Source organism: Streptomyces sp. P9-A4, from assembly GCF_036634195.1.
Classification (GTDB): Bacteria; Actinomycetota; Actinomycetes; order Streptomycetales; family Streptomycetaceae; genus Streptomyces.
The window spans coordinates 5,613,464-5,625,510 of record NZ_JAZIFY010000001.1 but is presented as its reverse complement, the minus strand read 5'-3'; the positions used below and the strand labels follow the sequence as shown (position 1 = coordinate 5,625,510).

At 71.0% G+C, this 12,047-nt stretch carries 9 protein-coding genes; 2 read left to right on the top strand and 7 right to left on the bottom strand.

All coding sequences use genetic code 11. The features are described 5' to 3' along the window. Positions 1-43 precede the first annotated feature (43 nt). The 6 genes from V4Y03_RS25445 to eccD all read right to left on the bottom strand — a co-directional run bounded on the left by V4Y03_RS25445 (position 44) and on the right by eccD (position 7,174). Entirely contained in the window at positions 44-496 is a 453-nt protein-coding gene (locus V4Y03_RS25445) for a tetratricopeptide repeat protein (protein WP_056565787.1), read from the bottom strand. Positions 497-501: 5 nt separating this feature from the next. After that, complete coding sequence (gene dapB / locus V4Y03_RS25440; RefSeq protein ID WP_332436383.1) at positions 502-1,254, bottom strand: 4-hydroxy-tetrahydrodipicolinate reductase; 753 nt, start codon at positions 1,252-1,254, stop codon at positions 502-504. A gap of 29 nt (positions 1,255-1,283) precedes the next feature. Next, positions 1,284-2,663 carry a M16 family metallopeptidase gene (locus V4Y03_RS25435; RefSeq protein ID WP_332436382.1) on the bottom strand — a complete coding sequence of 460 codons (1,380 nt, stop codon included), beginning with the start codon at positions 2,661-2,663 and terminating at the stop codon, positions 1,284-1,286. After that, on the bottom strand, positions 2,660-4,885 hold the full coding sequence (locus V4Y03_RS25430; protein WP_317874338.1) for a polyribonucleotide nucleotidyltransferase: 2,226 nt from the start codon (positions 4,883-4,885) through the stop codon (positions 2,660-2,662). The genes V4Y03_RS25435 and V4Y03_RS25430 overlap by 4 nt, the downstream gene beginning before the upstream one ends. Before the next feature lie 284 nt (positions 4,886-5,169). Next, positions 5,170-5,460 carry a 30S ribosomal protein S15 gene (gene rpsO / locus V4Y03_RS25425; protein ID WP_056565800.1) on the bottom strand — a complete coding sequence of 97 codons (291 nt, stop codon included), beginning with the start codon at positions 5,458-5,460 and terminating at the stop codon, positions 5,170-5,172. A gap of 235 nt (positions 5,461-5,695) precedes the next feature. After that, positions 5,696-7,174, bottom strand: a complete 1,479-nt coding sequence (gene eccD, locus V4Y03_RS25420; RefSeq protein WP_332436381.1) for a type VII secretion integral membrane protein EccD — start codon at positions 7,172-7,174, stop codon at positions 5,696-5,698. 183 nt (positions 7,175-7,357) lie between these two features. Here eccD and eccCa point away from each other — a divergent pair, with 183 nt between their 5' ends. Then, positions 7,358-11,311 carry a type VII secretion protein EccCa gene (gene eccCa, locus V4Y03_RS25415; RefSeq protein ID WP_332436380.1) on the top strand — a complete coding sequence of 1,318 codons (3,954 nt, stop codon included), beginning with the start codon at positions 7,358-7,360 and terminating at the stop codon, positions 11,309-11,311. Between the two features lie 63 nt (positions 11,312-11,374). Continuing rightward, entirely contained in the window at positions 11,375-11,659 is a 285-nt protein-coding gene (locus V4Y03_RS25410) for a DUF397 domain-containing protein (protein ID WP_317874341.1), read from the top strand. A 66-nt stretch (positions 11,660-11,725) separates the two neighbouring features. Here V4Y03_RS25410 and V4Y03_RS25405 read toward each other — a convergent pair whose 3' ends face one another. Further along, positions 11,726-12,016 (bottom strand): WXG100 family type VII secretion target, encoded by a 291-nt coding sequence (locus tag V4Y03_RS25405; protein ID WP_056565811.1) that lies wholly within the window; start codon positions 12,014-12,016, stop codon positions 11,726-11,728. Between the last annotated feature and the right edge of the window lie 31 nt (positions 12,017-12,047).

The window sequence follows — 12,047 nt, the reverse complement described above, 5'->3', positions numbered from 1 at the left end:
CTTCGGGAACACCATGGCACGGCGGGCAATCCCCGCCGTGCCGTCAGACGCCGACCGGGCGCCCCTCGTGGAGCGCGATGGCCCGCTGCATCGCCTTGCGGGCCCTGGGGGTGTCCCGGGCGTCGTGATAGGCGACCGCGAGCCGGAACCAGCAGCGCCAGTCGTCCGGTGAGTCCTCCGTCTCGGCCTTGCGCCGGGCGAAGACCTCATCGGCCGAGTCGCGGTCGATCCGGCCGCCCTCGGTGCGCTTGAGTTCGTCGACGGGCAGACCGCCCTCCGCCTCCAGTTCGGTGGCGAGGCGGTTCGCCCGGCGGGCGAAGCGGGTGTTCTGCCAGAGGAACCAGCCGCCGACGACGGGCAGCAGGAACGCCACCCCGCCCATGGCCATGGCGGCCGGCTCGCCCGTGAGGAGCAGCAGGACGCCCTCCATCCCCACCACCCCGAAGACCAGCACGAGGACGGTGGCGAGGAAGACGTACGTGATCTTTCCGCCCATGCCCGTCAGCCCAGGTCCAGGAAGTTCTCCAGGCCGAAGGTGAGGCCCGGAGTGCTGGTCACGCGGCGGGCGCCCAGAAGGATGCCCGGCATGAAGCTGGAGTGGTGCAGCGAGTCGTGGCGGACGGTGAGCGTCTCGCCCTCGCTGCCGAGCAGCACCTCCTGGTGGGCCAGCAGGCCCCGGAGGCGTACGGAGTGGACCGGGACGCCCTCGACGTCGGCGCCGCGCGCCCCGTCCAGGCCGGTCGTGGTCGCGTCCGGCTGGGCGCCGAGGCCGGCCCCGGCGCGGGCGGCGGCGATCAGCTGGGCCGTCCGGGTGGCGGTGCCGGAGGGGGCGTCCACCTTGTGCGGGTGGTGCAGCTCGACGACCTCGACCGACTCGAAGTACGGGGCCGCGAGCTGCGCGAACCTCATGGTGAGGACCGCGCCGATCGAGAAGTTCGGAGCGATGAGGACGCCGGTCTCCGGGGAGGCGGCGAGCCAGGTCCTCAGCTGCGCGAGGCGGTCCTCGGTCCAGCCGGTGGTGCCGACGACCGCGTGGATGCCGTGGCGCACGCAGAAGTCGAGGTTCGCCATGACCGAGTCCGGGGTGGTCAGCTCGACGACCACCTGGGCGCCCGCCTCGGTGAGCGCCTCCAGCTCGTCCCCGCGGCCGAGGGCCGCGACCAGTTCCATGTCCTCGGCGGCCTCGACGGCCCTCACGGCCTCGGAGCCGATACGGCCCCGTGCACCGAGGACCGCCACGCGCAGCTTGCTCATTGCTCTGAATTCCTTAGGGGACTCGTGGGTCAGGAGACCGCTTGGTGGAGGCGGTCCGCCTGCTTGTCCTTCAGCGGGCCGATCACCGAGAGCGAGGGCCGCTGGTCCAGTACATCGCGGGCGACCTCCCGGACCTCGTCCGGGGTGACGGCCGCGATCCGGTCCAGCATGTCGTCCACCGACATCTGGGTGCCCCAGCACAGCTCGCTCTTGCCGATGCGGTTCATCAGCGCACCGGTGTCCTCCAGGCCCAGCACGGTCGAACCCGAGAGCTGGCCGACGGCGCGGGCGATCTCGTCGTCCGTGAGGCCGTCGGACGCGACCTTGTGGAGCTCGTCGCGGCAGATCTTCAGGACGTCGTGGACCTGGCCGGGCCGGCAGCCCGCGTACACCCCGAAGAGGCCGCAGTCGGCGAAGCCCGAGGTGTACGAGTACACGCTGTAGGCCAGGCCGCGCTTCTCGCGGACCTCCTGGAAGAGACGGGAGGACATGCCGCCGCCGAGGGCCGTGTTCAGCACGCCCAGAGCCCAGCGGCGCTCGTCGGTGCGGGCCAGGCCCGGCATGCCGAGGACCACGTGGGCCTGCTCGGTCTTGCGGTTGAGCAGCTCGACGCGACCCGCAGCGCGCAGGGTGCGCCGGCCGTCGCGGGGGGCGATGGGGGTGACGTCGGTACGTCCGAGGGCGCCGGCCTTCTCGAAGGCGCGGCGGACCTGGCGTACCACCGTGGCGTGGTCGACGTTGCCCGCGGCGGCGACGACCAGGTGGGTGGGGTCGTAGTGCTTCTTGTAGAAGCGGGCGATCTGGCCGCGGCTGAGCGCGTTGACCGTGTCGACGGTGCCGAGGACCGGGCGGCCCAGCGGGGTGTCGCCGAACATCGTCTGCGCGAACAGCTCGTGCACGACGTCACCGGGGTCGTCCTCGGTCATCGCGATCTCTTCGAGGATGACGCCGCGCTCGGCGTCCACGTCCGCATCGAGGATGAGCGAGCCCGTGAGCATGTCGCAGACGACGTCGATCGCCAGCGGCAGGTCGGTGTCGAGGACCCGGGCGTAGTAGCAGGTGTACTCCTTCGCCGTGAAGGCGTTCATCTCGCCGCCGACCGCGTCGATCGCGGCGGAGATGTCGAGGGCGGACCGCTGCTGGGTGCCCTTGAAGAGGAGGTGCTCCAGGTAGTGGGTCGCGCCGTTGAGCGCCGGGGTCTCGTCGCGGGATCCGACGTGCGCCCAGATGCCGAAAGTGGCGGAGCGCACCGAGGGGAGGGTCTCGGTGACGATCCGGAGGCCGCCGGGGAGGGTCGTACGGCGGACCGTGCCGATGCCGTCCTTGCCCGGGAGAAGCGTTTGGGTACGGGCGACGGCCCGCCCCTCCGAAGAGGGGCGGGCCGTCGTCACGGAACTACGGGACGTCACTTGGCAGCGTCGTCCTTGTCGCCCTCGGCAGCGGCGGCGTCCTCGTCCGCGATCACGGGGATCAGGGAGAGCTTGCCGCGCTGGTCGATCTCGGCGATCTCGACCTGGACCTTGGAGCCGATCGCGAGCACGTCCTCGACGTTCTCCACGCGCTTGCCACCGGCGAGCTTGCGGATCTGCGAGATGTGCAGCAGGCCGTCCTTGCCCGGGAGCAGGGAGACGAAGGCACCGAAGGTGGTGGTCTTGACGACCGTACCCAGGTAGCGCTCGCCGACCTCCGGCATGGTCGGGTTGGCGATGCCGTTGATCGTGGCGCGGGCGGCCTCGGCCTGCGAGCCCTGCTGGGCACCGATGTAGATGGTGCCGTCGTCCTCGATCGTGATCTCGGCGCCGGTGTCCTCCTGGATCTGGTTGATCATCTTGCCCTTGGGGCCGATGACCTCACCGATCTTGTCCACCGGGATCTTGACGGTGATGATGCGCGGCGCGTTCGGGGACATCTCGTCCGGAACGTCGATCGCCTCGTTCATCACGTCGAGGATGTGCAGACGCGCGTCGCGGGCCTGCTTCAGCGCGGCGGCCAGGACCGAGGCGGGGATGCCGTCGAGCTTGGTGTCGAGCTGGAGCGCGGTCACGAACTGCTTGGTGCCGGCGACCTTGAAGTCCATGTCGCCGAAGGCGTCCTCCGCACCGAGGATGTCGGTGAGGGCGACGTAGTGCGTCTGGCCGTCGATCTCCTCGGAGATCAGGCCCATGGCGATACCGGCGACGGCGGCCTTGAGCGGCACACCGGCGTTCAGCAGCGACATGGTGGAGGCGCAGACCGAGCCCATCGACGTCGAGCCGTTGGAGCCGAGGGCCTCGGACACCTGACGGATCGCGTAGGGGAACTCCTCGCGCGTCGGCAGCACCGGCACGATGGCGCGCTCGGCGAGCGCGCCGTGGCCGATCTCACGGCGCTTGGGCGAGCCCACACGGCCGGTCTCGCCGACGGAGTACGGCGGGAAGTTGTAGTTGTGCATGTAGCGCTTGCGGGTCACCGGGGAGAGGGTGTCCAGCTGCTGCTCCATGCGGAGCATGTTGAGGGTGGTAACGCCCAGGATCTGGGTCTCGCCACGCTCGAACAGCGCCGAGCCGTGCACGCGCGGGATGGCCTCGACCTCGGCCGCGAGCGTACGGATGTCCGTCAGGCCACGGCCGTCGATGCGGACCTTGTCCTTGATGACGCGCTCGCGGACCAGCTTCTTGGTCAGCGCGCGGTAGGCGCCCGAGATCTCCTTCTCGCGGCCCTCGAAGGCCGGCAGAAGCTTCTCGGCGGCGACCTCCTTGATGCGGTCGAGCTCGGCCTCGCGGTCCTGCTTGCCGGCGATGGTGAGCGCCTTGGCGAGCTCACCCTTGACGGCGGCGGTGAGCGCCTCCAGGACGTCGTCCTGGTAGTCCAGGAAGACCGGGAACTCGCCGGTGGGCTTGGCGGCCTTGGCGGCGAGGTCCGACTGGGCCTTGCAGAGGACCTTGATGAAGGGCTTCGCGGCCTCGAGACCGGCGGCGACGATCTCCTCGGTCGGCGCCTCGGCGCCGCCCTTGACGAGCTCGATCGTCCGCTCGGTGGCCTCGGCCTCGACCATCATGATCGCGACGTCGCCGTCCTCAAGGACACGACCGGCGACGACCATGTCGAAGACGGCGTCCTCGAGCTCGGTGTGCGTCGGGAACGCGACCCACTGGCCCTTGATCAGGGCGACGCGGGTGGCGCCGATGGGGCCGGAGAAGGGCAGGCCCGCCAGGATCGTGGACGCCGAGGCGGCGTTGATCGCGACCACGTCGTACAGGTGGTCGGGGTTGAGCGCCATGATCGTCTCGACGATCTGGATCTCGTTGCGCAGGCCCTTCTTGAAGGAGGGGCGCAGCGGGCGGTCGATCAGGCGGCAGGTGAGGATCGCGTCCTCGGAGGGGCGGCCCTCCCGGCGGAAGAACGAGCCGGGGATCTTGCCGGCCGCGTACTGCCGCTCCTCGACGTCCACCGTGAGGGGGAAGAAGTCGAGCTGGTCCTTGGGGCGCTTCGAGGCGGTGGTCGCGGAAAGGACCATCGTGTCGTCGTCCAGGTAGGCGACGGCGGAGCCGGCGGCCTGCTTGGCGAGGCGGCCGGTCTCGAAGCGGATGGTGCGGGTGCCGAAGGTGCCGTTGTCGATGACGGCCTCGGCGTAGTGGGTCTCGTTCTCCACTAGCGGTTTCTCCTACGTGTTCGTCTTTGCGTCCGGGGCCCGTGTGGCCGGGGACGGTGTGCGACGGTGGCGGAGAAGCGCGCCTCGGGTGCTGGCCGGTCTTCGATCGAAGCACCCGGGGATTCGTTCCGGGGGCCACTACCGAGGACCGGCGGCGAGCCGGCGGCTCCTCGCTCGTCGTTATGGGGGTTGTGCGACCAGCCTACGGGCCGATGCGCACTTTGTGCACGTACAGCAAAGGGAGCGGCCCCCTGAAAGTGGGAACCGCTCCCTTCACGGCGTCCTTACTTGGCGCCGCCGGCCGCACCGCGGCGGATGCCGAGGCGGTCGACCAGGGCACGGAAGCGCTGGATGTCCTTCTTGGCCAGGTACTGCAGCAGGCGGCGGCGCTGGCCGACCAGGATCAGCAGACCGCGACGGGAGTGGTGGTCGTGCTTGTGCTGCTTGAGGTGCTCGGTCAGGTCCGAGATGCGACGCGACAGCATCGCGACCTGAACCTCGGGAGAGCCGGTGTCGCCCTCCTTGGTGCCGAACTCGGTCATGATCTGCTTCTTGACAGCGGCGTCGAGAGCCACGCGGATCTCCTCTTGAGTGTTCGTGCGCCCGCGAGTGCCCCTGGTCTAGGTCTCAGGGGAAGCTTCCGTGACTCGACGGGCGAAGGTCCGATGAGCGCAGCTTCCAGAGGTTCCCGACCAGGTCGGGCGAGGTTCCGGGAGCGCGTACACAAACGGCCGTCACACAGCGTACCAGCTCGTCGGAGCGGGCCCGGGGCCGCCCGCCTCCGGTTGGTACGGGCCCGGGGCCCGGCGGCTACTTGCTGGTGAGGGCGCGGACGCTGGTGAAGACGTCGAGGACGGCGAGGCAGAGCGGGACGAGGGACAGCAGGACGAAGCCCTCCGCCAGGTCGAGCAGCCGGCCCCAGAACGGCGAGAGGCCCTTCCTCGGGATGATCAGGCCGATCGCGGTGATCAGGGCGGCGCCGGCGGCGACGGAGGCGGTGAGCCAGATCGTACGGATGTCCAGGCCGCCCCGGTCCCCGTACATCAGGAACTCCTTGACGAGGTCCGCCGGCGGGTTGAGGGAGAGGCCGAGGACGAGCAGCGCGATGGCGGCGATGCCGGCGGCCAGGACGCAGACGACCTGCGAGGTGTAGCGGAAGAGCCGGGCACGCAGCAGCATCGCCAGGCCGGAGGCGAGGGCGAGGAGCTGGCCCCAGACGTTTCCGGCGAAGCCGAGGACGGCGGCGGAGCCGACGACGACGGCCGCGCAGCCGCCGACCAGGCCGAGGAGCATCTCGTGGCCGCGGCGGGCCTGGAGCGCGATGCGCTCGCCGTCGACGGGCTGCGCCTCCTGGCCGTTCGGCTGCTGCGGGTCGCCGAGGAACTCGTCGTCGGCGGCGCTGCGCGGGGCCGCGTAGCCGATGGGGAGCCGGGCGAAGCGGGCGGAGAGGCCGGGCAGGAAGGCGACGAGTCCGATCGCGACGGGGGCGCAGAGGGCGGCCGTCTCGGTGGCGGAGGAGTCGGTGAGGATCGCCAGGAAGGTGGCGAGGGTGCCGACGGCGGCGAGGAAGGTGGCGGCGACGAAGGGCGCGTCACCGCTGGGGGTGAGCGCGACGAGCGCCACCGAGGCGACGAGCACGGTCACCGAGCCGAGCAGGAACTGCAGGCGGCCGGGGCCCTGGCCCGGGTCGGCGGCGATGATGCCGGAGCCCGCGATGAGCAGCAGGGGCAGGGCGCCGAGGCCGAGGGCGACGGCGGTCGCCCGGTCGCCGTACACGCGGGCGCGTACTCCGGCGAAGGCGGTCAGCAGGAAGCCCCCGGCGCCGGCGATGATCCCGGGGAGGCTGTGCATGTCGTGGCGGACCGGGTCGGCGAACCAGAGGACGAAGCCCATCAGGACGAGGAGCAGCACGCCGCCGAGGAGTCCGGCGCCGCGCAGCAGTTCGTCGCTCCACAGGTGCCGGTCGCGGGTGACGGCGGAGGCGACGGCGTCGGACACGTCGTCGTAGACGGCCGGCGGCAGCGACTGTGCGAACGGGCGAAGGGAGAGCACCTCGCCGTCGAGGACCTGCTGGGCGACGAGGGTGCGGGCGCCGTCGAGGACGGATCCGTCGCGGCGCACCAGGTGGTACCCGGTGGGGGTGCCGGCGGCCTGGGTCTGCCCGGTGAGCCGCAGGATCTCCGGATAGACGTCGGCGACGGCGATGTCCTCGGGGAGTGCGACGTCGATGCGGCTGTCCGGCGCCACGACGGTGACGCGGCAGAAGCCGGTCGCTGCGGTCGTACTCACGTGTCTGGACCCCCTGATTCGCGGTTGCGCACGATGCGCGCGCCACCCTACCGGGGACGGCCGGTAGGGGCTGCAAGTAGGATCGCCGTCCCATGGGGGAAGTCCGTGCGCCCGGCTGCCGACAGGGGTGCCGAGCGGATGCTCCCGCCACGAGCCCGCCTCCAACGAGGGATTGATGCGCCGGTGAGCCAGATCGTCGTCAAACGCCCGCCGAGGTCGCTTCCGCCGGAAGTGCCCGGTGAGGAACTGGTCCTGGAGTCTCCGCCGGAACTCCCCAGGGGTCAGCAGGAGTCGGCGTTGATGCAGCTCCTGCCGATGCTCGGCATGGGTTCCTCGGTGGTCTTCTTCTTCATGACGCCGTCGCCGATCATGCGGATCATGGGCACGCTGATGCTGGCGTCGACGGTCGCGATGGCCGTCGCGCAGTTCGTCAGATTCCGTCGCGGTACGCAGGGGCAAATGGCCGATGTCCGCCGCGACTACCTCAAATACCTCGCCCAGACCCGGCGTACGGTGCGGCGCACGGCCCGCAGGCAGCGGGACGCGCAGCTGTATCTGCACCCCTCCCCCGAGCAGTTGTGGTCGGTGGTGGCCGAGGGTTCCCGGGTGTGGGAACGGCGGGTCGGCGACCACGACTTCGGGCAGGCCCGGATCGGGCTCGGCGCGCAGCAGCTGGCGACGCCGCTGGTGGCGCCGGACACGGCGCCCGTGGACGAGCTGGAGCCGCTGTGCGCGGGTGCGATGCAGCAGTTCCTCGCGGTGCACGGCACGCTGGACGGGCTGCCGATGGCGGTCTCGATGCGGGCGTTCTACCACGTGACGGTGTCGGGTGAGCCGGAGTCGGCGCAGGCGACGGCGCGCGCTCTGGTGGCGCAGCTGGTGACGCTGCACTCCCCCGACGACCTGATGCTGGCCGTGGTGGCGGCCCGTCCCGCGCAGGAGCGCTGGGACTGGACGAAGTGGCTTCCGCACACCCAGGTTCCGGGCCAGGTCGACGGGGCGGGGACGAAGCGGCTGTTCGGCGACGACCTGGGCGATCTCGAGCAGTTGGTCCGCTCCCGGCTGGACGGCCGGCCGCGGTTCTCGCGGGAGAACCAGCCGGTCCTGGACCAGCCGCACGTGGTGGTGGTCCTGGACGGTGGTCTGGTGCCGCCGGACTCGCTGCTGGCGGCGCCGGAGGGTCTTCAGGGCGTGACGATCGTGGAGGTCGTCCCCGGTGACCTGGACGAGCCGCGCGGCGGCCTCTCCGTGGTGGTGCGGCCGGGCCGGCTGCGTCTGGAGTCGGGCGGCGGTTTCGCGTACGAGGGGCTGCCGGACGGCATCTCGCTGCCCGCGGCGGAGGCGCTGGCCCGCCAGCTGGCGCCGCTGCGGATGGGCGGCGGGGACGACGACGAGCCGCTGCTCGCCAATCTGGACTTCACGGATCTGCTGAACCTGGGTGACGCGGCCTCGGTGGACGTGGCGCGGACCTGGCGGCCCCGGTCGGTGGCCGAGCGCCTGCGGGTGCCGATCGGTGTCGGCGAGGACGGCCAGCCGGTCATGCTGGACCTCAAGGAGGCCGCGCAGGAGGGCATGGGCCCGCACGGTCTGTGCGTGGGCGCGACGGGTTCCGGCAAGTCGGAGCTGCTGCGGACGCTGGTGCTCGGTCTGGCGGTGACGCACTCCTCGGAGACGCTGAACTTCGTCCTCGCGGACTTCAAGGGCGGCGCGACCTTCGCGGGCATGTCGCAGATGCCGCACGTGGCGGCGGTCATCACCAACCTGTCGGACGACCTGACGCTGGTCGACCGCATGGGCGACGCGATCCGCGGCGAGCTCCAGCGGCGGCAGGAGCTGCTGCGCTCGGCGGGCAACTACGCGAACATCCACGACTACGAGAAGGCGCGGGCGGCGGGTGCCCCGCTGGAGCCGCTGGCCTCGCTGGTCCTCGTGATCGACGAGTTCTCCGAACTCCTCACCGCCAAGCCGGACTTCATCGACATGTTCATCCAGATCGGCCGCATCGGCCGTTCGCTGGGCGTGCATCTGCTGCTGGCCTCGCAGCGCCTGGAGGAGGGCAAGCTGCGCGGCCTGGACACGTACCTCTCGTACCGGATCGGTCTGCGGACCTTCTCGGCGGCGGAGTCGCGGACGGCGATCGGTGTGCCGGACGCGTACCACCTGCCCTCGGTGCCGGGTTCGGGCTATCTGAAGTTCGGTACGGACGAGATGACGCGTTTCAAGGCGGCGTACGTCTCGGGCACCTACCGGACGGGCGGGCCGCGCCTGGAGATCGGGCAGCTGCCGGTGGAGCGGCGCCCCGCGCTGTTCACGGCGGCGCCGGTGCCGGTGGTGTACGCGGCGCCGGACCCGGCGTACCTCACGGCGCAGCGTGCCGAGGAGGACGACGCGCTCGCGGACACCGTCCTCGACGTGATCGTGCGGCGTCTGGAGGGTCAGGGGGTGCCGGCGCACCAGGTGTGGCTGCCGCCGCTCGACCAGGCGCCCTCGCTCGACCAGTTGCTCCCGGGTCTCGCGCAGACGGCGGACCGGGGGCTCACGGCGACGGAGTACACGCGTCAGGGCGGGCTCACCGTGCCGCTCGGCCTCATCGACAAGCCGTTCGAGCAGCGGCGCGAGGTGCTGTACCGGGACTTCTCGGGCGCGGCCGGTCACATGATGGTGGTGGGCGGTCCGCAGTCCGGCAAGTCGACGATCATGCGGACGCTGATCTCGTCGTTCGCGCTCACCCACACCCCGGCGGAGGTGCAGTTCTACTGCCTGGACTTCGGTGGCGGCGGCATGATCTCGCTCGCCGACCTGCCGCACGTCGGCGGGGTGGCGTCGCGGCTGGACCCGGAGCGGGTGCGGCGGACGGTCGCGGAGGTCCTGGGCGTACTGAACCGGCGGGAGGAGTTCTTCCGCTCGAACTCCATCGACTCGATCGCGACCTACCGGCGCAAGCGGGCGGCCGGTGAACTGCCGGGCGAGGCCTGGGGCGACGTCTTCCTCGTCGTGGACGGCTGGGGCGGTTTCCGCAACGACTACGACATGCTGGAGCCGGTCGTCTCCGACATCGCGGCGCGCGGTCTGGGCTACGGCATCCACGTGGTGATCACCGCCGCCCGGTACATGGAGGTCCGCGCGGCGCTCAAGGACCAGATGCTGGGCCGGCTGGAGCTGCGGCTCGGCGACGTCATGGACTCCGAGTTCGACCGGAAGGTCGCGGCGAACGTGCCGACGGGTGTCCCGGGTCGCGGTCAGGTGCCGGAGAAGCTGCACTTCATGGGCGCGCTGCCGCGGATCGACGGGGCGAGCTCGGCGGACGACCTGTCGGAGGGCACGGCGGCGTTCGTCCGGGCCGTGCAGTCGAGCTGGACCGGCGCTCCGGCGCCGGCGGTGCGGCTGCTGCCGCGCAAGCTGCCGGCGGAGCGGCTGCCGAAGGGCTTCGAGTATCCGCAGCACGGCATCGCGATCGGCATCGACGAGACGAACCTGGAGCCGGTGTTCGTCGACTTCGAGTCGGACCCGTTCTTCCTGGTGTTCGGCGAGAGCGAGTCGGGCAAGACGGCGCTGCTCCGGCTGATCGCCAAGCAGCTGTGCGAGCGGTACACGCCGGAGCAGGCGCGGATCGTGGTCGGCGACTACCGGCGGACGATGCTGGAGGCGGTGGCGCCCTCGCACCTCCTGGAGTACGCGCCGATGGCGTCGGCCATGCAGATGCACATGGACGCGATCAACACGGTGATGACGAAACGGGCGCCGAAGCCCGACATCACCCCGCAGCAGCTGCGGGACCGCAGCTGGTGGTCGGGTCCGCAACTGTTCGTCCTGGTCGACGACTTCGAGCTGGTGGCGACCAACTCGGGGAACCCGCTCGCGGTGCTGGTGGAGAACCTGCCGTTCGCGCGGGACGTCGGCATCCGGTTCATCGTGGCGCGCAACGCCGCCGGTGCCTCCCGGGCGATGTACGAGCCGTTCATGCAGCGGATGAAGGAACTGGGCGCGCAGGGCGTGCTGTTGTCCGGTGATCCGGGCGAGGGCGACATCCTCGGCAACGTCCGGGCGCGGCCGATGCCGCAGGGCCGGGGCACGTTCGTGTCGCGGAAGCGGGGCACGCCGCTGGTCCAGCTGGGCTGGCTGCCGGAACAGCACTGAGCGCGGCGGTCCCTCCCACTAGTGTGGGAGGGACCGCCGCACCACCGCGAAGGGAAAGCGCCGATGAGCGACGTCGACGAGACCACCACCGAGAGCGCGGACGCCGCTCTGGCCGCCGAGAAGCAGCGGCAGAAGGACGAGCTGTACGCGCTCGACATCTCGGGCGTCAGCTGGGAGGGCGCGCCGGGCACCAGCCCGGACGAGGAGCGGGTGGAGATCGCGCGGCTGCCCGAGGGCGGGGTGGCGATGCGTTCGTCCCTCGACAAGGACACGGTGCTGCGCTACACGAAGGCCGAGTGGGACGCGTTCGTCCTGGGGGCCAAGGACGGCGAGTTCGACCTGCGGTGACGCCGTGGCACGCGTGAGGGGGTGGCCCGTCGGACGGGCCACCCCCTCACGCGTGTGCGTGGGTGCTCACATCATGCGGAACCGGGCGGCGTTGCCCTTGTCGGTGTCCTGGTAGCCGACGACCGACTCGTCGAGGAGCTGGGCGATGCGCCGCAGGTCCGTGTTCATGCCGCCCATGTCGCGGGTCAGGCGGTCCTGGCTCTCGCGGTACGCGATCTTCGCCTCGCCTTCCCAGTTGGAGGCGACGCGGTTGACCTCGGCCATGAGGTCTTCGAGCTTCTGGGTGAGGGTGCTGGAGGTGAGGCGGACGTCGGCCGCCGCCTGCGTCACGGTGTCGTAATTGACCGCAGTGGTCATGGTGATGACTCCTGAAGTGAGAGTGGCGCGG